Consider the following 23,189-nt stretch of genomic DNA (forward strand, 5'->3'; position numbering starts at 1 on the left):
GCCAAGGGCGCGCAGATCGACCTCGGCCAGGGCGGGACACTCGCTGCCAAGGGCAACGTGACGCTCGGTGCGGCGAGTGCGACATCGACGGTGAACAGCAACAGTTCGGGTAGTGACAGTCACGGCAGCTACGCGGAGACACTGCACACGTCCGATCAGGCGCTCACAGGCACGACGCTCAGGGGCGGCGATACGGTGAATATCGTGTCGGGCAAGGACATTACGCTCTCCGGCAGCGCGATCACCCTCGACAAAGGCAACGCGAACCTGCTGGCGGCTGGCGACGTGAACGTCGGCGCGGCAACCGAGACGCATGAGCTGAATTCGCACGAAACGCATAGCCACAGCAATGTCGTGAGCGGCGTGAAGGTTGCGAGCGGGATCGACCAGACGATGACGCTCAATCGCGGCAGTCTGGTGTCGGCGGACGGCGTGAACATCGTCGGCGGAAAGGACGTCAATGTTCAGGGCAGCACCATTGTCGGAACGAACGACGTGACGCTCACGGCAGCGCGTAACGTAACTGTCACGACGTCGCAGGACACCCTGCAGTCGTCGAGCTACTACAAGAAGAAGGAATCCGGGCTGATGTCGGGCGGGGGGCTGTCTGTGTCAGTGGGCAGCAGTTCGCTGAAGACGACCAGTCAGACAACCGAGGTGTCGAACAACAGCAGCGCGATCGGTTCGCTGAAGGGCAACCTCAGCATCACGGCTGGAAACGACCTGCACGTGACGGGCAGCGACCTGATCGCCGCGAAGAATCTCAGCGGGACAGGCGCGAACGTGACGATTGACGCGGCGCAGGACAAGAACCACCGCAGTGAAACGCAGGAAGTCTCCAAGAGCGGCCTGACGCTAGCGCTGAAGGCGCCGGTGATCGACGCGGTATCGAACGCTGTGGGTCAATCGCGTGCGTCCGGCAATAGCCAGGATGGTCGCGCGGCAGCGTTGCATGGGATGGCGGCAGCCAGCGCGGCGTGGGATGCGAATATGGCCGCAGGCGATGTGGTCCGGGTGCTGGGGGCTGGCGAGACGCCGCAGTTCAAGGTCGAAGTCAGCGTCGGCAGCAGTCACAGCAAGAGCGCATTTTCCGAAGACAGCGTGACGAGTCGCGGCTCGAACGTGAACGCGGGGGGAACGGTCGCGTTTGCGGCAACCGGCACCGGTCAGGCTGGCAGTGGCAATGTGACGATCGCCGGTTCGAACGTGAACGCAAACGACGTGATCCTGGCGGCGAAGAATCAGGTCAGTATCATCAATACGACGGATACGGATTCGACGCGCAGCACGAATGAATCGAAGAGCGCGAGCGTGGGCGTGTCGGTCGGCACGGGCGGGCTCGGTGTTTCCGCGGCGATGTCGAAGGCCAATGGTGACGGCAACAGCGATCTGGCTACGCAGAACAATAGCCATGTAACCGCAGCAAACAATGTGACGATCATCTCGGGCGGCGATACGAACATCATCGGCTCGAACGTGAAGGGTAATCAGGTCAACGCCGATGTGGGCGGGAATCTGAACATCGTCAGCGTGCAGGATACGTTGTCGAGCGCGGCGCATCAGTCGAGTTCGGGCGGTGGCTTCAGCGTCAGTCAGGGCGGCGCCAGCGGGAGCTTCAGCCAAAGCAAGGGCAACGCTTCGGGCAGCTATGCGGGCGTCAATGAACAGGCCGGGATTCACGCAGGCGATGGCGGTTTCAATATCAACGTCACCGGCAATACCGATCTGAAGGGTGGGCTGATCGCGAGCGACGCGGATGCGTCGAAGAATTCCCTGACGACGGGCTCGCTGTCGTTCTCGGACGTTCAGAACCAGTCGCATTACGATGCGAGCTCGAGCGGCTTCAGTGCGGGTGCGACGACCGGCGACGGCGGGATGAATTACAGCACGCACGGCAGCACGTCGGGTAAGAATGCCGGTGGCGCCGCGCCCATGCTTGGTCAGAACGACAGCGGCAGTGATAGCGCGATGACGAAGAGCGGCGTGAGTGCGGGGACCGTTACGATTACAGATTCGGCAAATCAGAAGCAGGACGTGGCGAGTTTGAACCGCGATACGACGAACACGAATGGTACGGTTGCCAAACTTCCGGACATGCAGAACCTGCTGACCAATCAGTCGGACATGATGGCTGCGGCGAGCGCGGCCGGCGAAGCGGTGTCGCGCCGGATCGGGGACTATGCCGACGAGATGAAGCGGCAAGCCGAGAAGAATGGTGACCAGGCCGGTGTCGACGCATGGAAGGAGGGCGGAGCGAACCGCGCACTGATGCAAGGCGCAGGCGCGGCGTTGGTGACTGGACTGGCAGGCGGCAGCGCGGTCGGTGGCGCAGCCGGTGCCGCGATTGCATCGATCGCCTCCGGCAAGCTGAACGAGCTCAGCAGCGCGATCGCAGGCAGCGATCCGACCGGGAACGCGAATATGAATCAGGCGCTGGGCAACATTGTGGCCAATGCGCTTGCGACGGGGGCTGGTGGTGTCGTGGGCGGTGAATCGGGGGCGTTCTCTGGATACAACGTGGATCGGTTCAACCGGCAGTTGCATCCGGAGGAGAAGCAAGCGATCAAGACTCTAGCCAATGGGAATGCAGACAAAGAACATCGTCTAGAAGCGGCGGGTTGTGCGTTGGTGCATTGCGCCGCGGAATATGCGCCGGGTACGGCTGACTACACAAAGTATTCAGCATTGGAGCAGGAAGGCGCCGGTTATACGGCCGAACAGGCTCAACTAAAGAATTACAACGGGACGTACTTCGCGACTACTAGCTACGGCGGCATGGTGAAGCAGACGCCGGATGGCAGTTTGTTTCAGTACAGTGTGACTGATATCCAGGCGGACCAGAAGTCGTGGGCGTCAGGAATGGCGGCCCAGCGGCCAGGAACTGTTGACTACGTGAGCATTCAATACGGTGCAGGAATTGGCGGTGCATTGACCATCAATACACATAATGGAAACCTTTACTATGGTGCATCTATCGCTGCCTCTCGTTCGGCAGGCGGAGCGATTACAGCGGGAGTTATTGCGGATAATGTTGGTCAGTCCTCAGTCGACAAAGGGAAACTGACAGATGCATTTCTCTCTGGGCAATCGGCAGGCGCAAGTGGATGTGCCTTTGGGGCGTGTGTAGGTGTCAACCATGCTATCGGTGGGGCGACTGCGTTCGAGTTCGGGGTTGGCTTTGGTGGTTTTACCAAAGCTCCAAATGTCAATGGAAATGCCACAGGCGGTTATTCTGGCCAGATCACCAATCCATTCGGGAAGTAATCAAGCGAGAACATGAAGAAAATTTCGACAAAGAAAATTCTTGTTTTTTCCTTGTGGATAATTTTGGCGACCTGGGTTATTTTACGGAATCCGACTAGCTCCACTACAAAAGAGAGGTTGGATGTTGCGGTTAAAGATCTGGATTATTTATTCAAGAATTCAGTAATTTTGTCTCGCCATGAGACCGCAAAATCGGGTGCGGCTCTTGCTATGTACGATGTGGATGCATCAACTCTCGATGATAAAAAAGCAGGCATACTCAAAGATTCTCTGAAAGAAAGGGGATGGGTGTTTGTGGGCGAGGATGACCGCGCATACGTTATGTGTAAGAGCGGAATGAAATTTTCTATTTCTAGATCGCCGGATAAAGAAGTTACGAACGAATTTGAAAGGCGCGCGTTTTCGGTAAGTATGGAGTTCAATGCGGGAACCGAGGATTTCTGTCGTCGGAGAACACGCTGACCGGTTCAATCGTCGGTTGCATTCAGAGGAATAGACGCTCGCGAAACAGTTAGCCGAGAAGAGCAAGGGTAAATCGGGATTTGATTTCAACCGGCAACTGCATCCGGATGAACGGCAGTGGGGGAGGGATTGAATGTCGCAACTATTCCAGGGTTTGTGATCCGGGGAGTCGGGCTTGCGCTAAGTCAAACGGCTGGCAGAGCAGCGCAGGCAGTCGTGAAGTCTGGTGAACCTTATAAGCAATAAGGAGTGAGAATGTCGCTTGAATCCATAAGTAGCCTTATAGGAGGATTATTTGGCCCAGTTTTCGGAAGGATTCTCGGGAAATTTCGTCTCTGGAAGGTTTTTTTGCGTCAATGTTGCTTATATATCTAGGACTATTTGCGGCGGGGATTGTGGTGGTTGGCTTCAAGGCTACAGTATCTAGATTTGGTGAGTTCCTTACACCTTTCGCGCTGCTTGTATTTGTGGGCTTGTCTGCCACTGTCACTCTCGTTGCATTTTTAGGGCATACCGCACAAAAAAACCGAGAGAACTGACCGACCTGCACTCCTATTGGTAAGGGACTGCCATGTCGGAGCAGGATGTGGCCAGCTTGAATCGCGATACGACGAACACGAACGGAACGGTCGCGAAACTTCCGGACATGCAGAACCTGCTGGCCAACCAGTCGGACATGATGGCTGCGGCCAGCGCGGCCGGCGAAGCGGTGTCGCGCCGGATCGGGGACTATGCCGACGAGATGAAACGGCAGGCCGAGAAGAATGGTGACCAGGCAGGTGTTGACGCGTGGAAGGAAGGCGGAGCGAACCGCGCACTGATGCAAGGTGCTGGGGCGGCGCTGGTGACGGGATTGGCGGGCGGCAATGCGGTCGGTGGCGCAGCCGGTGCGGCGATTGCGTCGATCGCGTCGGGCAAGCTGAACGAACTGAGCAGCGCGATCGCCGGCAGCGATCCGACCGGCAACGCCAATATGAATCAGGCGCTGGGCAACATCGTGGCGAACGCACTTGCGACGGGGGCTGGTGCGGCTGTGGGTGGCGAGTCCGGGGCGTTCTCGGGGTACAACGTCGATCGGTTCAACCGGCAGCTGCACGAGGACAGCAAGGCGAAGGAACTGACTCTGGCGAAGAAGCTGGCGACGGAGAGCGGCGGTAAGTACACGGCAGAGCAAATCGTGGACCAGATGGCACAGATGAATCTGGTAACGTCGAATGGCGGGATGCTGCCGGGTAATGTACAGGTGGCGTCGGGCGACAAGCCGCAAGACGGGACGGAATGGACGCAGTACGGCGTGAACAGGGCCGGGCAAACGGTGTGGACCCAATCGCTCGGCCCGGGGGATCCAGATTTGCAGGCGTATATTGCGAAGGGAGCGCAGGGCAGCGGATTCTCCTATCAAGCGACGACGACGGGCTCGAATCCGGGATTGGTGAGGGCACCAGACTTTGTGAATTTCCAAGTCGACTACTTTGTGGGAAGTGTGTGGGGAACGTTTACGCGAGATGGGAATTCGTTTTTCGGCGGTGGATTGAATATGGGCTTGCCAAACCCGGTAGGTGCGGGCGCGAGCATATCGGTTGGCTATCTGAATACGAATACGGTCAGACCGGGACAGACAAATAATTTTGCTGGCGGATACGCAGGCGGCGGATCCGCACTTTATGGTGGTATGGGGGGCGGCATCATGGTGTCGCCTGGAAACGGTACGGCAACTGTTGTAGGCTTTGGTGCAGGTGTAAACGTGGGGAAGACAAACAACCCTGCTTCAGTTGGCTGGGGCTTCTCCGTTGATCAAGGGAAAACTGGGATTAGGTGGTAGCCATGGGACCGTCAATTACATCTGTTCCGAAAACGCGGATACAGAAAATCATCTGGTGGTGCTTTTTCACTGCGATTATGGGCTTCATCGTTTACGTGATACTGAAAAATATCTTCTTTAGCTAAGATATTTCTTGGAAAGCAGGATGGTCGGATGACGAGCAGTCGGCGGTGGTAAAAATCCAGAGCAACGGGCCAAGATGACGCACAAGCATAATCCTGCTGCTTGGATCAGTATGGGTGTCACCCATGCATTTTTTTGCCGGACTTTTTGAATGATCAGTGTGCTGACAGCGTTAATAAGCAGTCGCATCCTTGACGAATACGCGTGATCCGGTTGTAGTCCACGCCCCCATATCTAGAAGAAGATGAAAATCATTCGCCGAGGGAATTCGGCCGCCGCAGCACTGCTGTTTATCGCGACGAGCGTGTCGGCGCAGGAAGCGCCGCGCCTGACCGTTCCGGGCAACTATCAGCAATCCCGACAGCAAGAAGAGGCACGTGAGCGCGAGCGGACCGTCACCGCGCCCGGGGTGCGATCGAACGTGACGGCCAGCGCAGGGTATCCAGCGCTGCCGTCCGAAACGCCGTGCTTTCGCATTGACCGTTTCGCACTCGACGTACCCGATGCGCTGCCTGCATCCCTGAAATCGCAAGAAGCGTCGGCGTTGCCGATGGATCGTTTCGCCTTCGCGCGCGAATGGCTCGAGCACTACACCGGCCAGTGCGTCGGCAAACAGGGGCTCGACGTGCTCGTCAAGGGCCTGTCGCAAGCGATCCTGGCGCGTGGGTACATCACGACGCGCGTGCTGCTGCCCGAACAGGATCTGTCGACCGGCACCCTCAAGTTTTCGCTGATCCCCGGCGTGATCCGCCACGTGCGCTTCGCCGACGAAAAGCTTCGCGGCACATGGAAAACTGCCTTCCCGACGCGCGACGGCGAGCTGCTGAACCTGCGCGATCTCGAACAGGGCCTCGAGCAGATGAAACGCGTCTCGAGCCAGGACGTGTCGATGCAGATCGTTCCCGCCGATGTGTCGGGCGAGAGCGACGTCGTGCTCGACGTGAAGCGCGGCAAGCCGTGGACGGTCGTCGCGTCGATCGACAACTCGGGCACGCGCGCGACAGGCCGCCTGCAGGGCAACATGTCACTCGGCATCGACAACCCGCTCGGTCTGAACGACATCTTCAACATCGGCGTGAGCCAGGATCTCGAGTTCGGCGACAAGCGGCTCGGTTCGCACGGATGGAACGGCTTCTATTCGATTCCGTGGGGCTACTGGACCGCGACGCTCTCCGCATACACGAGCACGTACTACCAGCAGATCGCCGGCGTGAACCAGACGTTCATCGCGAGCGGCAATTCGAAGACGGTCGACCTCAAGCTGAACCGCGTGCTATCGCGCAGCCAGAACGACGTGTTCGGTGCGCAGTTCCGGCTGTCGCGCCGCTTCGGCCAGAGCTTCATCGAAGACACCGAAATTCCGCAGCAGCGCCGCAACAATACGTTCGTCGAGTTCGGCCTGACCGATCGGCACTACTTTGGCAACGCGCAGTTCGATGGCACGCTCGCGTATCGGCAGGGCATCGGCGCATTCGGCGCGCAGGACGATATGCTGGCGGCCGACGGCGGCCCGACCTACCGCTACAAGATGGCGGTACTCGATGCGAACCTGTCGGTGCCGTTCGCGGTCGCGCAGCAGCCGCTTCGGTACGTCACGACGTTCCACGGCCAGTACACAGGTAACGCGCTCTATTACATCGACGACCTGACGATCGGCAGCCGCTATACGGTACGCGGCTTTGACGGCGAAACGATGCTGGCGGCTTCTCGCGGTTTCTACTGGCGCAACGAATTGCAGGCGCCGATCGGACAGACGGGGATGGCGGTCTACGCGGGCCTCGACTACGGTCGAGTGTGGGGCCCGCAGCCGGTCACGCTGGTTGGCACGCAACTGGCAGGTGCCGTGATCGGCTTGAAGGGCAGCGTCGCGACTCGATTGGGCGCCTACGGTTACGACCTGTTCGCCGGTACGCCGGTGTACAAGCCGTCCGGCTTTCCGACGAACCGAGTCACGCTCGGGTTCCAGCTGACGGCCCAGTTTTGATGAATACGCGATCGAGCGGCCCGGCACTTCACGGATTCAACAATGCTGACGAGTACCGGGTATCGATGGTGTTTCTGATCGCGCAGATCGCGACAGTCTTGTTCGCGAACAGTTGGCCGACTATCGATGTTCGAATGCCAGGCTTGCCAGTACTACTTCAGATGGCCGATCGATAGAGTGCTGGATCGGCGTCAAGTTTTGGCGTACGACGGGCGGCATCGCGCCGCCCGCGCCTCACACATACAGATAGCGCACCAGGTGAAAGAACACCGGCGCGGCGAAGCAGATGGAGTCGACGCGGTCGAGCATCCCGCCGTGGCCCGCGATCATCGAGCCCCAGTCCTTCGTGCCGAGCGAGCGCTTGACGGCCGACAGCACGAGGCCGCCGACGAAGCCCGCGATCACGATCGCGAGCGAGATGCCGAACGCCGACCAGAAGCTGAACGGCGTCACGCGATACAGCGATGCGCCGCACAACGTGGCCAGCAAACCGCCGCCGATGAAACCCTCGATCGTCTTCGACGGCGACAGCTGCGGCGCGATCTTGCGCTTCCCGAACAGCTTGCCGACGACATACTGCAGCACATCGCTGATCTGCACGACGAACAGGAAGAAGAACAGCAGCAGCGCGTTCTGCCCCGCGTAGCGCGGAATGTCGAGGATCAGCACGGCCGGCGCATGGCTCAGGCCGTACACGCACACCATCAGCGCCCAGTTGATCTTCGCGTTGCGGCTCAGGAATTCGCGCGTGTCCTGCGTGAGCGCGGAGACGAGCGACATCGCGAAGAACAGGTGCACGGGCACGAAGATCGAATACATCCCGTACCAGTTGATCCCGAGCAGCAGGTACTGCACGGGGATCGCGATGAAGAACGCGATGAACAGCGTCGTATGGTCGCTCGCGGTGGTCGGCGTGAGCGTGATGAATTCGCGCAGCGTCAGGTACGACAGCAGCGCGAACACGAGATACGTGACGTTGTTGCCGAGGCCGATCGCGATGGCCATGATCGCGATCATCGCCCACCACGCGCGGATGCGCTGGTTCAGGTTGACGATGGTCGCGCTCTGGCCGCCGCTGCGCGCGCCGAGGATCGCGCCGATCACGGTCGCGACGACGAGCACGCCCGTGACGCCCGCGACCAGTTCCCAGAAGATTGTTCGCATGGTTGAAATCCGGAAAGGGAGAAGGGGGGCCGCGCTCAGCCGGCGGGCCGCTGCGGCGGCGCGAGCGCGACGACCGCGTCGCGCATGCGGGCGAGGAACGTCGGCTTGTCTTCCTGGGCGCCGAGCGCCTCGTTCGCGCCGAAATGCACCTTGCAGATCAGCGGCACGGGCCAGATCGCGCCCTTGGGCATGATGCGCTGCAGGTTCTCGAGGTAGACGGGCGCGAGCGCGACGTCAGGGAACTCGGTCGCGAGATGGAACAGCCCGCTCTTGAACGGCTGCGGCAGCACGTCGGCGCCGCGCGTGCCTTCCGGGAAGATGATGATCGAGTGGCCCTGCTTGAGCGCGTCGCGCACCGGGTCGAGCGGGTCGCCTCCGGATTCGCGATGACGGTCGATCAGCACGACGTTCAGCAGCTTCTGCGCGATGTGACGCTTCAGGTCGCTGCTGTCCCAGTAGTCGCGCGCCGCGACCGGCCGCACGACCGCGCGCACGTTGCGCGGCAGCGCGGCGAGGATCGCGAGCGTGTCGATATGGCTCGTGTGGTTCGAGAAATAGATCTTCTGCGTCGGGGACGGCGGCGCCTGATGCCAGACCGGATACGCGCCGGCGACGAGCCGCACGATGGACAGCAGGAAGTCGCGCTGCCAGACGTTGAGAATGTTCATCGGCGCGGCGCCTCCTGCCTGCATGCGCGGCCCGCTGCGCACGCGCGGCGGGCGGAACCCCGGAATGCCGGCGCGGCAGGATGCGCGCCGGACGGCTCTTGTTTAAATTTTTTCAAATTCGTGGCTGCCTGTCGCAGGTCCGCGATAATCGGACGATTCGCCGTCACACGTTGTTGCGTCGCGGCGAATGCGCCGGTCGGCGGCGTGATAATCGGCTGTTGCACGAGTGCCCGTCTGCAGTTCGAATGGATCTCGCCGCGATCGGGCCAGCGGATTATCGCGAGTTTCCGTCAAAAACACCAGATTGGCGCCACGCGTGCGAGCCGGGGGGCGTGCTTGACGCATCGGGGCTGCTCGGCGACGATTAGGGCCGTCCATGGAAGGCCGACCAAGGCCGTTTCGCCGCCCGGGGCATGGCGGCGGGAAATGTATCCGACTGTGCCGCGCGAATAATACGAATACGAAACGATGAGCCTCTACGCACTCAAACCCAAATTCCAGAACCGCCTGCGCCCGTTCGCGAATTCGCTCGCCGAACGCGGCGTCACGGCCAACCAGGTCACGCTGTTCGCGGCCGGCGGCTCGATCGTCGTCGGCGCGCTCGCCGGGCTCGGCGTGTTCGCCCGCGCGCTGTTCCTGCTGATTCCGCTGTGGCTGTTCGCGCGGATGGCGCTCAACGCGATCGACGGGATGCTCGCGCGCGAACACAACCAGAAGAGCACGCTCGGCGCGTACCTGAACGAACTCGGCGACGTCGTATCCGATATCGCGCTGGTGCTGCCGTTTCTCGCGATTCCCGCGTTCGCCCCGGCGGACGTCTGGCTGTTCGCGCTGACGGCGGTGATCGTCGAATGCGCGGGGCTGATCGGCCCGCTGGTCGGCGTGAGCCGCCGCTACGACGGCCCGTTCGGCAAGAGCGACCGGGCGCTCGCCCTCGGCGCGTTCGCGCTGTGGATCGGGCTCGGGTTTCCGGTCGGCGGTGTCGCCGCATGGCTGTGGCGGCTGCTGATCGTGCTGTCGATCGTGACCGTGGTGCGGCGCGTGCAGGCCGGCATCGCGGAAAAGGGCGGTTGAAAAGGCAGTCAGCGTAGTTGCAGTACCGGGCGCCGGAGGGCGGCGCACCAAGATTCCAATAACGAAACGAGAGAAAACGCATGAGCGCACGCACGGCACGTGAGGCCGACTTCATCACGCACGACGGCGAAACGCTGTTCTATCGCCACTGGCCCGCGACGGGCCCGCATTGCCGCGGCGCCATCGTGCTGCTGCATCGCGGCCACGAACACTCGGCACGCGTCGCACATCTCGTCGATGAGCTCGACCTGCCCGATTTCGCCTTCTTCGCATGGGACGCGCGCGGCCACGGCCGTTCGCCCGGCGCGCGCGGCTACAGCCCGAGCGCGGCCGCGTCGGTGCGCGACCTGCAGACCTTCGTCGAACATATCCGCGACACGCACGGCATCGCGATCGAGGACATGGCCGTGATCGGCCAGAGCGTCGGCGCGGTGCTCGCGGCCACCTGGGCGCACGACTACGCGCCGCCGATCCGCGCGCTCGTCGTCGCGTCGCCGGCCTTCCACATCAAGCTCTACGTGCCGTTCGCGCGGCCGGGGCTGCGGCTGATGCACAAGCTGCGCGGGCTGTTCTACGTGAACAGCTACGTGAAGCCGAAATTCCTCACGCACGATCCCGAACGGATCGCGAGCTATGCGTCCGACCCGCTGATCACGCGGCCGATCGCGGTCAACATGCTGCTCGACCTGCACGACACCGCGCAGCGGATCGTCGCCGACGCGGCCGCGATCACCGTGCCGACGCTGCTGCTGATCTCGGGTGCCGACTGGGTCGTGCATCGCGGCCCGCAGGACCGCTTCTTCGAACGGCTCGGCTCGGCGCGCAAGCAGCGCATCGTGCTGCCGGGCTTCTATCACGACACGCTCGGCGAACGCGACCGCGCACAGGCGCTCGCGCCGCTGCGCGCGTTCGTGCTGCGCGAGTTCGATGCGCCGAGCCCGCGCGTGTCGCTCGCCGACGCCGACCGACGCGGCGCGTTCCACGACGAATACGCGGCGCTCGGCCGGCCGCCCGCGAACGTGTTCGCGCGGGCGTACTGGGCGCTCACGCGCGCCGGCCTGAAAGCCGGCGGCGCACTGTCGGACGGCATCGCGCTCGGGCTCCGGCTCGGCTTCGATTCGGGCTCGACGCTCGACTATGTGTACCGGAATCGTGCGCAGGGGCGGCTCGGCGTCGGCGCGCTCATCGACCGCACGTACCTCGATTCGCCGGGCTGGGTCGGCATCCGCCAGCGCAAGGTGCATCTGCAGGAACTGATCGGCGCGGCGATCGGCCGCCTGCGCAACCACGGCTCGCCGGTGCGGATCGTCGACATCGCGGCCGGCCACGGGCGCTACGTGCTCGACGCGATCGCGTCGGCCGCCGAGCGCGACGGCGCGGCGCCCGACGACATCACGCTGCGCGACTACAGCCCGCCGAACGTCGAGGCGGGGCGCGTGCTGATCGCCCAGCGCGGCCTCGAGCCGATCGCGCGCTTCGAGCGCGGCGACGCGTTCGACGAGACGTCGCTCGCGACGCTCGAGCCGCGTCCGACGCTCGCGATCGTGTCGGGCCTGTACGAACTGTTCGGCGAGAACGCGCTGATCGAACGCTCGCTGCGCGGGCTCGCGCAGGCCGTGCCGCCGGGCGGCTATCTCGTCTATACGGGGCAGCCGTGGCATCCGCAGCTCGAATTCATCGCACGCGCGCTGAACAATCACCGCGGTGAAGCGACCTGGGTGATGCGCCGCCGCTCGCAGGCCGAGATGGACGAACTTGTCGCGCGTGCGGGCTTCCGCAAGCTCGACCAGCGGATCGACGAAATGGGCATCTTCACGGTCAGCCTCGCGCAGCGGGTCGACGCGTCATGAGCGCGCTCGGCGGCGGCGCGGGCGCGCGTGGCGGGTTGGCCGAGCCGGCGGCCGGCGCGCGAGACGCATCGTTCGCGCTGCGCTTCGGCTGGCTCGCGGTGATGGGCGCGGTGTTCTTCTCGACGTACGGCTTTGCGAACTGGCTCGCGGCGCGCCGCGCGGCGGTGCCGACGTTCGCGTTCGGCTGGGAGCATGCGATCCCGTTCGTGCCGTGGACGATCGTGCCGTACTGGTCGATCGACCTGCTGTATGCGCTGTCGTTCTTCTTCTGGACGCGCCGCGCCGATTTGCTCGATCACGTGAAGCGGCTGCTGACCGTGCAACTGGTGTCGGTCGCATGCTTCATCGCGTGGCCGTTGCGCTTCGGGTTCGAGCGGCCCGACGCGGGCGGCGTGGCCGGCGCGCTGTTCACGCTGCTGATGGGCTTCGACAAGCCGTTCAACCAGGCACCGTCGCTGCACATCGGGCTGCTCGTCGTGCTGTGGGCCGTCTGTGCGCAGCACCTGCGCGGCACGTTCGCGCGCGCCGTGCTGCATCTGTGGTTCGCGGCGATCGGCGTGTCGGTGCTGACGACCTACCAGCATCACGCGATCGACGTGCCGACCGGCGCGGCCGTCGGCTGTCTCGCGCTGTTCCTGTTCCCGCTGCGCGATGCGGCGGGCCGGCTGCCGGGCGCCGATGCGTCACCGAACGCGGCCGGGCGCGCGCTCGCACGGCGCTATGCGATCGGCGCGGCGCTGGTGGCGTTGGCGGCACTGTGGTGCGTGCCGCGCGCGCCGGGCTGGGCGCTGGCGGCCGGGTGGGTCGCGCTGGCGCTCGCCTGTGTCGCGTGGGCCTACCGGCGCGGCGCGCCCGGTGCCTTCCAGAAGGATCCGCATGGGCGCCTTCCGGTATTCATCCGCTGGCTGCTCGCACCGACGATCGCCGGCGCGTTCGTCAATTCGCGGCTGTGGACGTTCCGCCAGCCGGCGCCGGTGCGGATCGACGAGCGCGTGTCGATCGGCCGCACGCCGACGACGCGCGATGTGCGTCGCCATGGCTTCACCGCGCTGGTCGACCTGACCGCCGAGATGCCGCGCTGGGCGGCGGCAGATGCATCGCTCGCGTATGCGGCCGTGCCGCAGCTCGACCTCGTCGCGCCGACGGCGGCACAGCTTTCGGAGGCCGTCGCGGCGCTCGAGCGCCTGCACGGGGAAGGGCGCGACGTGCTGGTCTGCTGCGCCCTCGGATACGGGCGCAGCGTGTTGTGCGCGGCCGCGTGGCTCGCGGCCCGACGCGGGCTGGGGGACGCGCGCGACGCGCTGGCCGCGGTGCGCGCGGTGCAGCCGCACGCGGTGTGGTCGGACGAAGGCGTGACCGTGCTGCAGCACTGGATCGATCGTCGCCACGCGGGAGGGGCGTGATGGGCGATCCGTCGGCGCCGTTCCGGATTGCCGCCGCGCGCGGCGCGCTCGATGCGGGCGCGTGGGCGATCGCGGCCGCCCTGGCCGCGGCCGGCGCGGGCTGGTGGATCGCCGCGGGCTGGGCGCCGGCGACGGTCGCCCGCGTGCTGCTGGCCGTCGTCAGCACGGGGTCGGGGATTGCGGCGCTGTGGTACGCGGTGCGCATCGAGATCGACCGCCGGCTGTTCGCGGCACTCGCGCGGGCGACAGCCGGCGATGCGTCGGTCGACGACGGGCTCGCGGCGCTCGACCGCGCACTCGCCGATCTCGGCTGGATCGATGCGGCCAAGGCCGGCCGCGCGCTCGACGCGCGCGTACGCGGCGCGGTCGGGCTGTGCCGGGCCGGCGTGCTGGTCGCGATCGTGCAGTGGCTCGTGGTCGGGCTCGCGATCGTGGCGCCGCAAATCGGCTAGCGTCGCACGTGACGCGGCAGGCGTTACGCGTAAGCCGTGCGCTGCGACCGCGTTCGCTTGGCCTCGTACATCGCCTGATCGGCATGCTCGATCAGCGCGGTCATGTCGGTGCCGTCTTCCGGCAACATGGCGATCCCGACGCTGACGCCCAGCCGCAACGCGCGCCCCTCGAATTCGAACGGTTCGCCGACCTGCCGCGCGAGCCGCGTGCTTTGCGCATGCGCGTCGTCGCGGGTGCCGATGTTCGGCAGGATCACCGCGAATTCGTCGCCGCCGACGCGCGCGACCGTATCCGAGCGCCGCACCGCCCCCTGCATCCGCGTGGCGATCTCGCGCAGTGCGGCGTCGCCCGCGCGGTGGCCGAACCCGTCGTTGATCGGCTTCAGCCCGTCCATGTCGATGTTGAGAATGCCGAGCCGGCCGTTCGCGCGCAGCGCCGTGTGCATCGACTGGCGCAGGCGGTCGTAGAACAGCGCGCGGTTCGGCAAGCCCGTGAGCGCGTCATGGGTGGCGCGCAGGTACAGCTCGTTGGCCTCGTTGCGCGCCGCGTGGAACATCGCGGCGGCGATCAGCCCGGCCGTCAGCCGCAGCGTGCCGGCGTCGGCCGGCGAGAAGCCGTCGACTTCCGGCGACATCACCTTCAGCACGCCGACCGTCGTGTCGGCATGCGTGAGCGGCATCACGAGCATCGAGCGCAGGCCGACCCGGCGGCATGCGTCGCGATCGACGCGCGGGTCGGTTTCCGAATCGACGCAATGCAGCAATTCGCCTTGCCGCACGCACAGGCCCGACAGGCTGCCCGAACGGCGCAGCCGCAGCCCGAGCATCCCGGCGGCGGTGCCCGACGCGGCGCGATACACCATGTCGTCGCCCTCGGCGAATTCGACTGCGGCCGCACTCGCGCCCGTGAGCAGCGGCACCTGCTCGGCGACGTAGGTCATCACACTTCCCAGGTCGAGGCCGAGCTTCGCGATCTCGGCCTGCACGGCGATGATGCGCAGCAGCGTGTCGGAGGACGGGGTGGCGGTGTCGACGATTTGATTCAAGTCAGTTTCCATGAAAGAAAGCGCATCCGGTGTCGCGGGATTGCGGTAGCATACGCGCCGCCTCGCGGCCGCGCGTCCCAGCCAACGGGCCGCCCGGCGGCCGGCTGCACCGCGCCGGCAGTATGCCGTTCGGCCCGTCCGGCGACAACGGCGCAATTCTTACCATTCGTCCCGCTCGTGCAGCATTTCCGACTGGATCGAGGTTTTTTTCGCTTCACCGTCACGAATTCGCGCAAGTTTTGCCCTTTTTTTGAGATAGTGTGACGAATGGGTGCGCGCCCGTGCCAGGCGCGCGCAGCACGACGACGGCCATTCAGGAATGCGCCGCGTCGTTTCGATAAATGCATCAGGTCAGTTCGCCATATGAGGGGAAGCAGTGGGGATGTGCACTCACGGGCATAGCTGCTTAGCGCGCGTCGGTTCCGACGTGCTTGATGACCGGATCAATCAGACGAAACGGAGCGGCGCATGAAGCCGGCCGCGTCGCTGCTCGTCCTGTCGGCCGCCATGGTTGGCGCTTTCCATACGGCCGCGCTGTCGGCCGCGCCGATGCCGGCAGTGCCGGCCGCCGCGTCGGCTGCCGGGCCCGCCGAAGCGGCCGCGCCGGTGCTCGCGGCCGCGCCGAGCGCGGCCAGCGCATCGTCGGCCGGCCTGCCGGCGACGACCGTGCGTCTGCCTTTCGCGTCGCTCGGCGCGTTCGATCCGCTGCGCCTGCGCGGCGCCGACGACGCGCGCACGATCAACGCGGGCGTGCGGCTCGACCGCGTGGTGACGGGCGCGCGGTTGCGCCTCACCTATGCGTATTCGCCGTCGCTGGTGTTCCCGATGTCGCACCTGAAGGTGTCGGTGAACGGCGAAGTGATCGCGACCGTCCCGTTCGACGCCGCGCGCGCGGGCCGCACGGTCACGCAAGAGATTCCGATCGATCCGCGTTACTTCTCCGATTTCAACCAGATCGGCCTGCGCCTGATCGCGCACTACACGCTCGATCATTGCGAAGATCCGACGAACTCGGCGCTGTGGGCCGACGTGAGCCCGACGAGCGAACTGATCCTCGACGAATCGCCGGTACGCCTGCCGAACGATCTCGCGCTGCTGCCTGCGCCGTTCTTCGACCGGCGCGACAACGGCCGCGTGCGGCTGCCGTTCGTGCTGCCGGCCGCGCCCGATTCGGCGACGCTGCGCAGCGCGGGCGTGCTCGCGTCGTGGTTCGGCGCGCTGGCCGACTACCGGCATGCGCGCTTCCCCGTATCGTCCGGGCTGCCGGCCGACGACCAGGCCGTGGTGGTCGGGACGGCCGCGACGCTGCCGGCCGGCCTCGTGCTGCCGTCGATCAACGGCCCGCTGCTCGCGGTGGCCGACAACCCGGCCGCGCCGGGACGCAAGGTGCTGGTCGTCACGGGCCGCACGGCGGCCGAGGTCGACGATGCGGTCGCCACGCTCGTGCTCGGCCGCGCGGCGCTGTCGGGGCCGGCGGCGACGGTTGCGCACGTCGATCTCGGCGCGCCGCGCAAGCCGTACGACGCGCCGCGCTGGCTGCCGGTGAACCGGCCGATCACGTTTCGCGAGCTCGTCAACGATCCGCGCCAGCTCGAAGTGCGCGGCACGACGCCCGACGCGATCCGCCTGAACCTGCGCGTGCCGGCCGATCTGCATTCGTGGAACGGCGCGGGTGTGCCGATCACGCTGCGCTACCGCTACACGGCGCCGACCGTGCAGGACAATTCGACGCTCGCGGTCGAGATCAACGACCAGCTCGTGAAGTCGTACCGGCTCGGGCCGGCCCAGGCCGAGGACGCGCACGGCCGCATGCAGCTGCCGCTGCTGTCGGTGCCGGAAGGGCGCGTGACGAGCGACGTCGACATTCCCGCGTTCCGCGTCGGCAGCGGCAACCAGCTGCAATTCCGCTTCACGCTCGATTCGCAGAAGACGGGCCTGTGTTCCAGCACGGCCACCGAGCCGCAGCGCGCGGCGATCGATCCCGATTCGACGATCGACTTCTCGCACTTCGTCCACTACGCGCAATTGCCGAACCTCGCGTTCTTCGCGAACAGCGGCTTCCCGTTCACGCGCTTCGCCGACCTGTCGCAGACGGCCGTCGTGCTGTCCGACCGGCCGTCGCCGCAGGAGCTCGAGGCCTATCTGACGATGCTCGGCCACATGGGCGAATGGACCGGCTTCCCGGCGCTGCGCGTGCAGGTCGCGCGGCCGGGCGACGTCGCCGCGCTGTCGGGCCACAAGGATCTGCTCGTGATCGACGGCTCGCCGGCGTCGCCGCTGCTCGCGCACTGGCGCTCGGCGCTGCCGCTCGCGTTCGGCGAGCAGGGCGGTGCGGGCGGCGACGGTGCCACGCGCGTCGCGTTCACGGTGAAGGAGCGGTGGCGCAACGGCGTCGGCCTCGCCGACGGCGGCGCGCATATCGAACAGACGGGCCCGCTCGCGACGCTCGCCGGATTCGAGCTGCCGGGCAGCCGCGGCCGCAGCGTCGTCGCGCTGACGGCGACCGACCAGCCGCGCCTCGGCGATCTGCTCGACGTATTCGAGAACCCGGGCCTCGTGTCGCAACTGCAGGGCGACCTCGCGGTGGTGCGGCCGGGGCAGGTCGACAGCCTGCGCGTCGGCGAGCCTTACGTGGTCGGCTTCGTGCCGTGGTATGCGCGTGTGTGGACCGAGGCGGCGCGGCATCCGGTCGCGCTCGGCGCGGTCGGCGTCGTCGCGGGGCTGCTGCTGGCGCTCGGCGTGTTCAGCGTGCTGCAGAGAATCGCCGCGCGTCGACGGGGGATGTAACGGATGGCGCGGGCATTGACGAAGCGACGGGCAACGCAGCCGGCGCGACGTGTCGGCGCGGCACTCGCGCTGGCGCTGGCGATGACGTGCACGGCGGCCGGCCTGGCCACGCGCGCGCAGGCCGCGGGCGCCGCCGCGCCCGATGCGGGATGCGGCGCGGCCTGGCCGCGCTGGGACGCGTTCAAGCGCGATTTCATCTCGGCCGACGGCCGCGTGATCGACGTCGGCTCGGCCGATTCACGCACGGTATCGGAGGGGCAGGCGTATGGACTTTTCTTCGCGCTGGTCGCGAACGACCGGCGCATGTTCGACACGATCCTCGCATGGACCGAGAACAACCTCGCGCAGGGCGACCTGAGCGCGCACCTGCCCGCGTGGCTGTGGGGCCGCGCGCCCGACGGCGCGTGGCGCGTGCTCGACGCGAACGCGGCGTCGGATGCCGACCTGTGGATCGCGTATGCGCTCGTCGAAGCCGGGCGGCTGTGGCACGAGCGCAGCTATACGGCACGCGGCGCGCTGCTCGCGAAGCGCGTGCTCGACGACGAGACGGCGAGCGTGCCGGGCCTCGGCCTCACGCTGTTGCCGGGGCCGACCGGGTTCCGGCTCGCCAACGGCCAGTTCCGCGTGAATCCGAGCTATTCGCCGCCGCAAGTGATCCGCGCGCTCGGCGCGCGCCTGCCCGACGACCGGCGCTGGGCCGCGCTGGCATCCAGCACCGGGCGCGTGCTGCTCGACACCGCGCCGAAGGGCTTTTCGCCCGACTGGGCGCTGTATCGCGCGGGCACGGGCTTCGGGCCCGATCCGGACACGCATGCGGAGAGCGCGTACAACGCGATCCGCGTGTACCTGTGGGCCGGCATGCTCGACCGCGCCGATCCGCTGGCCGCGCCGTTGCTCGCGCGCTTCGCGCCGTTCGCCGACCATATCGCCGCGCATGGCGCGCCGCCGGAGAAGGTCGACACGACGACGGGCGTCGCGGGGCCGAGCGACGGCAACGGCGGGTTTTCGGCGGCGGCCGTCCCGTTCCTCGACGCGCGCGGCCAGCGTGCGCTCGCGGATGCGCAGGCGGCCCGCGTCGAGACGCTCGCGCGCCAGTCGGCACCGGGCTATTACACGAGCGTGCTGACGCTGTTCGGCCTCGGCTGGCGCGAAGGGCGCTACACGTTCGGCGCGGACGGCACGCTCGACCCGCGCTGGGGAGGCCGCTCGTGCGCCGCCCGCTGAAGCGCGCCGTGCCGCATGTCGCGGGATTCGCGTGGCTCGCGTCGTCGGTGTGCGCGGCGGCGCCGGGCCCGGCATCCGGCACGGCGATGCCGAATGCGCCGGCGACCTCCGCTTCCACGGACGCGCAGCGTCAGCTCGACACCGCGCGGATGTGGGGCACCAAGCATCGCGACGACCTCGCGCGCGACGCATTGCGCAAGGGGCTGCTGATCGCGCCGGGCGATCCCGAATTGCTGGCCGAACAGGTCCGCGTGCTGCTGCGGCTCGGCGACGCAAAGGGCGCGCAGGCGTCGCTCGCGCGCCTGCAGGCGCAGTCGCCGAATGCGCCCGCCACGCGGCGGGTGGCCGACGAATATCGTGTCGCGACGAGCGGGCGCGGCGAGATGGCGCAGATCCGCCTGCTCGCGCGCAGCGGCCGCGCGGACGAGGCGGCCCGGCGGATCGTCGCGCTGTTTCCGAACGGCGCGCCGTCGGGGGCGCTCGGCGCCGAGTACTACCAGATCGTGTCGAATGCGCCGGGCGGGCGCGAGCCGGCGATCGCCGCGCTGCGCCGCGCGGTCGCGGCCGATCCGCGGGACACGAGCGCGTCGATCGCGCTCGCGCGGCTCTTGAACCAGCGCGCCGACACGCGCCCGGAAGCGAACCGGATCGCGTGGTCGCTCGCGAAGCGCACCGACGCCGACCATACGGAGGCGATGGCGTTGTGGCGCCGCGTGCTGCAGTCGGCCGGCAGCGATCCCGCCTATCTCGATGCGCTGCATGCGTATCTCGCGCTCGTGCCGGACGACACCGAATTCCGCGACCGCATCGCCGGCCTCGACCAGCAGCGCGAGGCGCAGCGCCGGCTCGAGCGCGATCCGGACTACATCGCGCAGCAGCGCGGGTTGCAGGCGCTCGCGCGCGGCGACCTGGCTGCCGCCGACCCATTGCTCGCGCGCGCCGCGCGGGCGCGGGCGGACGACGCCGACGCGGTCGGCGGACTCGGCCTGCTGCGCCTGCGCGAAGGGCGGCACGACGAAGCGCGTGCGCTGTTCACGCAGGCCGCGACGCGCGCGACCGATCAACGCGGCAAATGGCAAAGCCTCGCGCGTACCGCGCAGTTCTGGGGGCTGCTCGCGCAAGGCCGCGAAGCGGCCAACGCGGGACGTCCGCAGGACGCCGAGCGCGCGGCGCGGGCGGCGCTCGCGATGCAGCCGGGCAGCCCGGACGCGAAGCTGCAGCTTGCCGATGCGCTGCTCGCGCAGCGCGACTGGGCGCACGCGGAGCCGTTGTTGCGCGAGTTGCTGGCCGCGCGTTCGCCGGACCTGTCGGCCGTGCGCGGCACGGCCATGCTGTACGAAAACACCGGCCGCGCAGACAGGATCGGCCCGTTGCTCGACGCGCTGCAAGGGCGCGTGGCGGGGCGTGACGATCGCCGCGCGCTCGACGGCCTGCGGGCCGACCTGCTCGCGAGCCAGGCCCGCGTGCTGGCCGACAAGGGCGAACGCGGGCCCGCCGCGCAACGCTACGAAGCGGCCGTGCGCGCGGCGCCCGACGCGCCGTGGACGCGCTTCGCGCTCGCGCGTCTCTATCGCGACATGGGGTTGCCGCAGCTCGGCCGCACGGTGATGGACGACGGGCTCGCGCTGAGCGATACGCCTGAGATGCGCTACGCGACCGCGCTGTACCGCAATTCGCTCGACGACGTCGCGGGCGCGCAGGCCGCGCTCGCGCCCGTCGACGACGCGCATCGTTCGGACGGGATGCGCGCACTCGCGCGCAAGCTCGACGGCGAACGCGCGCTGGCCGACGCACGCGGCGCGCTCGGGCGCGGCGACCGCGCGGCATTCGCCGCCACGCTCGCGCATGCTCAGGCGAGCGCGCCGGACGATCCCGACATGCTCGCCGCGATCGGCGCGCAGTGGATCGACGCGGGCGAACCCGATCGCGGCCTCGCGCCGCTGCACGACTGGATCGCCGCGCATCCGCGCGAAGCCGATGCGGACGTGCGGCTGCGCTACGGCGACCTGCTCGGCAGCGCGGGGCGCGACGATGCGCTCGCCGCATGGCTCGACACGTTGCGTCGCGACCCGTCGCTGACCGCCGCGCAGACGGCGCGGCTCGAGGATCAGTCGCTGCGGCTCGTGCTGCGGCAGACCGACGACGCGATCGCGCAGCAGGACTACGCACGGGCGCGCCAGCTGCTCGACCGCGCGAGCCCGGCCGGCCGCGCGGACAAGCGCCATGCGCTCGAACTGGCCGATCTCGAACGCGCGCAGGGCCATTACGGCGCGGCGCGCGACGCGCTCGCGCCGGTCGTGGCGCGTACGCCGGACGACGCCGATACGCAACTCGCGCTCGCGCGGATCGACGAGGACAGCGGCAACCGTGCGGCCGCGCTTGCACGCGTGCAGGCCGTGCTCGCGCGCACGCCGGACGACGACGTCGACACGCAACTGTCGGCCGTGCGTCGCCTGAACGCGCTGCGCCGCCCGGACGAAGCCGCGCAGGTGACGGATCGGCTGCAGGCCGCATATCCGGCGCGCGCCGACGTGACGGTCGCGGCCGGGCGCGTGGCCGAGGCCCAGGGTCGCTATGACGACGCGGCGTCGCTGTATCGGCTGTCGCAGTCGCAGGAGCGCGCGACGGGCGTGAGCCCGGGCCGCGACGGATTGACGCCCGCCCAGGCCGCGTTCGCGGATCTGCAGCAGCGGCGCAATCCCGAGATCGAGACCGGCTGGCTACCCGCGTACAAATCGGGCGACGAAGGCGTCTCGTCGTATCGCGCGCAGCAAGTGCCGATCTACATGCAGATGCCGGTCCGTTACGACGGGCACGTGTTCGCGCAGATCGACACCGTGCACCTCGACCCGGGCACGCTCGATATGAGCGACCCGAACGCGTATTCGCTGAAGACGTTCGGCACCTATGCGGCGCTCAGGGCACAGGCGAATCCGTCAACCGCCGCGCTGCTCGCGAATCCGCCGGGCTCGCTGCACCAGTCGACGACGGGCGTCGCGCTCGGCGCCGGCTATCTGTCGGACGCCTGGCGTTTCGACCTCGGCACGTCGCCGCTCGGGTTTCCCGTGCATTACCTCGTCGGCGGCGTGCGCTATCGTTTCGACGCGGGCCCGGCGAGCTTCAGCGTGAATGCGTCGCGGCGGCCGGAAACGAGCAGCGTGCTGTCGTACGCGGGGATGCGCGACCCGTGGACGGGCGCGGTGTGGGGCGGCGTGCGCCGCGACGGCGTGAACCTGCGCGCGTCGGTCGACGTCGGCCGCACGAACCTGTTCGCGGAACTCGGCGCGGGCGTGCTGTCCGGCCGCAACGTCGAACGCAACGCGGAAGTCACGCTGCGCACCGGCTTCACGGTGCCCGTGTACGAACGTGCGACGATGAAGGTCAGCACCGGTCTCGTCGGCAATGCGTGGCACTACGCGCAGAACCTGCGCTACTACACGTACGGGCAGGGCGGTTACTACAGCCCGCAGCGCTACCTGTCGCTCGGCGTGCCGATCGAATGGGCGGGGCGGCGCGACGCGCTGTCGTGGGACCTGACGTTCACGGGCGGGATTTCGAACAGCTACGAGAAGGATTCGCTGTACTACCCGACGTTCTCGAGCCAGCGGGCCGCACAGGTCGCGGCCGGGTTCGTGTATGCGGGCAGTTCGACGCGCGGCGTGTCGTTCTCGTACGGCGTCAACGGCATCGTCGAGTACCGCGTGAACCCGCACCTGAGCGTCGGCGCGCAGTTGCAGATCGACCGGTCGCACGACTATGCGCCGAGCTCGGCGCTCGTGTACCTGCGCTATGCGTTCCAAGCGCGTGCGCCGCGCAGCTGGCTCGTGACGCCGACGCCCGTGCGGCTTTATTCGGATTACTAGGGT

At 66.9% G+C, this 23,189-nt stretch carries 14 protein-coding genes; 11 read left to right on the forward strand and 3 right to left on the reverse strand.

The genetic code is table 11. The annotated features are described in order from the left end of the window. The 4 genes from DIE03_RS30350 to DIE03_RS30365 all read left to right on the forward strand — a co-directional run. The coding region (locus DIE03_RS30350; RefSeq protein WP_185658255.1) for a hemagglutinin repeat-containing protein at positions 1-3,264 on the forward strand (3,264 nt) is incomplete at its 5' end. A 12-nt stretch (positions 3,265-3,276) separates the two neighbouring features. Continuing rightward, entirely contained in the window at positions 3,277-3,726 is a 450-nt protein-coding gene (locus DIE03_RS30355) for a hypothetical protein (protein WP_124455911.1), read from the forward strand. Positions 3,727-4,321: 595 nt separating this feature from the next. Next, positions 4,322-5,548, forward strand: coding sequence for a hypothetical protein (locus DIE03_RS38870; RefSeq protein ID WP_260434981.1), 1,227 nt, complete (start codon positions 4,322-4,324; stop codon positions 5,546-5,548). A 367-nt stretch (positions 5,549-5,915) separates the two neighbouring features. Beyond that, positions 5,916-7,655 carry a ShlB/FhaC/HecB family hemolysin secretion/activation protein gene (locus tag DIE03_RS30365; protein WP_124455912.1) on the forward strand — a complete coding sequence of 580 codons (1,740 nt, stop codon included), beginning with the start codon at positions 5,916-5,918 and terminating at the stop codon, positions 7,653-7,655. Positions 7,656-7,889: 234 nt separating this feature from the next. Here the strand turns inward: DIE03_RS30365 and DIE03_RS30370 are convergent, their stop codons facing one another. Both DIE03_RS30370 and DIE03_RS30375 read right to left on the reverse strand, forming a co-directional pair. Further along, positions 7,890-8,819 (reverse strand): phosphatidate cytidylyltransferase, encoded by a 930-nt coding sequence (locus tag DIE03_RS30370; protein WP_124455913.1) that lies wholly within the window; start codon positions 8,817-8,819, stop codon positions 7,890-7,892. 35 nt (positions 8,820-8,854) lie between these two features. Further along, positions 8,855-9,487, reverse strand: coding sequence for a lysophospholipid acyltransferase family protein (locus tag DIE03_RS30375; protein WP_124455914.1), 633 nt, complete (start codon positions 9,485-9,487; stop codon positions 8,855-8,857). A 468-nt stretch (positions 9,488-9,955) separates the two neighbouring features. Between DIE03_RS30375 and DIE03_RS30385 the strand changes: the two genes are divergently transcribed. The 4 genes from DIE03_RS30385 (at position 9,956) to DIE03_RS30400 (ending at position 14,266) form a co-directional block, all read left to right on the forward strand. Further along, the gene (locus DIE03_RS30385; RefSeq protein ID WP_124455915.1) at positions 9,956-10,561 is read left to right on the forward strand and encodes a CDP-alcohol phosphatidyltransferase family protein; all 606 of its coding nucleotides are present in this window, start codon (positions 9,956-9,958) and stop codon (positions 10,559-10,561) included. 80 nt (positions 10,562-10,641) lie between these two features. Next, positions 10,642-12,411 (forward strand): bifunctional alpha/beta hydrolase/class I SAM-dependent methyltransferase, encoded by a 1,770-nt coding sequence (locus DIE03_RS30390; protein WP_124455916.1) that lies wholly within the window; start codon positions 10,642-10,644, stop codon positions 12,409-12,411. Further along, a complete protein-coding gene (locus DIE03_RS30395) occupies positions 12,408-13,814 on the forward strand; it encodes a phosphatase PAP2/dual specificity phosphatase family protein (protein WP_124455917.1) in 1,407 nt (468 codons plus the stop codon). The genes DIE03_RS30390 and DIE03_RS30395 overlap by 4 nt, the downstream gene beginning before the upstream one ends. Continuing rightward, positions 13,814-14,266: a hypothetical protein gene (locus tag DIE03_RS30400; protein ID WP_124455918.1), complete on the forward strand. Its 453-nt coding sequence runs from the start codon at positions 13,814-13,816 to the stop codon at positions 14,264-14,266. Before DIE03_RS30395 ends, DIE03_RS30400 begins: the two co-directional genes overlap by 1 nt. Before the next feature lie 23 nt (positions 14,267-14,289). Here the strand turns inward: DIE03_RS30400 and DIE03_RS30405 are convergent, their stop codons facing one another. Further along, positions 14,290-15,312 carry a sensor domain-containing diguanylate cyclase gene (locus DIE03_RS30405; protein ID WP_260434982.1) on the reverse strand — a complete coding sequence of 341 codons (1,023 nt, stop codon included), beginning with the start codon at positions 15,310-15,312 and terminating at the stop codon, positions 14,290-14,292. 468 nt (positions 15,313-15,780) lie between these two features. On the opposite strand from DIE03_RS30405, the gene bcsB reads away from it, so the two are divergent. Genes bcsB through DIE03_RS30420 form a run of 3 tightly spaced genes read left to right on the forward strand, consistent with a single transcriptional unit; the run spans position 15,781 to position 23,186 of the window. Continuing rightward, positions 15,781-18,099, forward strand: a complete 2,319-nt coding sequence (gene bcsB / locus DIE03_RS30410; protein WP_124455920.1) for a cellulose biosynthesis cyclic di-GMP-binding regulatory protein BcsB — start codon at positions 15,781-15,783, stop codon at positions 18,097-18,099. A gap of 3 nt (positions 18,100-18,102) precedes the next feature. Continuing rightward, a complete protein-coding gene (bcsZ, locus tag DIE03_RS30415; protein ID WP_124455921.1) occupies positions 18,103-19,323 on the forward strand; it encodes a cellulose synthase complex periplasmic endoglucanase BcsZ in 1,221 nt (406 codons plus the stop codon). Next, entirely contained in the window at positions 19,308-23,186 is a 3,879-nt protein-coding gene (locus tag DIE03_RS30420) for a cellulose synthase subunit BcsC-related outer membrane protein (RefSeq protein WP_124455922.1), read from the forward strand. Before bcsZ ends, DIE03_RS30420 begins: the two co-directional genes overlap by 16 nt. Positions 23,187-23,189 lie beyond the last annotated feature (3 nt).

This window comes from Burkholderia sp. Bp8992 (assembly GCF_003853705.1).
GTDB lineage: Bacteria > Pseudomonadota > Gammaproteobacteria > Burkholderiales > Burkholderiaceae > Burkholderia.

What these genes read in the sequence shown, in the direction of transcription:
- DIE03_RS30355 (WP_124455911.1), top strand. Translation starts at nt 3,277, where the DNA reads ATGAAGAAAATTTCGACAAAGAAAATTCTTGTTTTTTCCTTGTGGATA.
- DIE03_RS30365 (WP_124455912.1), top strand. Translation starts at nt 5,916, where the DNA reads ATGAAAATCATTCGCCGAGGGAATTCGGCCGCCGCAGCACTGCTGTTT.
- DIE03_RS30370 (WP_124455913.1), bottom strand. Translation starts at nt 8,819, where the DNA reads ATGCGAACAATCTTCTGGGAACTGGTCGCGGGCGTCACGGGCGTGCTC.
- DIE03_RS30375 (WP_124455914.1), bottom strand. Translation starts at nt 9,487, where the DNA reads ATGAACATTCTCAACGTCTGGCAGCGCGACTTCCTGCTGTCCATCGTG.
- DIE03_RS30385 (WP_124455915.1), top strand. Translation starts at nt 9,956, where the DNA reads ATGAGCCTCTACGCACTCAAACCCAAATTCCAGAACCGCCTGCGCCCG.
- DIE03_RS30390 (WP_124455916.1), top strand. Translation starts at nt 10,642, where the DNA reads ATGAGCGCACGCACGGCACGTGAGGCCGACTTCATCACGCACGACGGC.
- DIE03_RS30395 (WP_124455917.1), top strand. Translation starts at nt 12,408, where the DNA reads ATGAGCGCGCTCGGCGGCGGCGCGGGCGCGCGTGGCGGGTTGGCCGAG.
- DIE03_RS30400 (WP_124455918.1), top strand. Translation starts at nt 13,814, where the DNA reads ATGGGCGATCCGTCGGCGCCGTTCCGGATTGCCGCCGCGCGCGGCGCG.
- bcsB (WP_124455920.1), top strand. Translation starts at nt 15,781, where the DNA reads ATGAAGCCGGCCGCGTCGCTGCTCGTCCTGTCGGCCGCCATGGTTGGC.
- bcsZ (WP_124455921.1), top strand. Translation starts at nt 18,103, where the DNA reads ATGGCGCGGGCATTGACGAAGCGACGGGCAACGCAGCCGGCGCGACGT.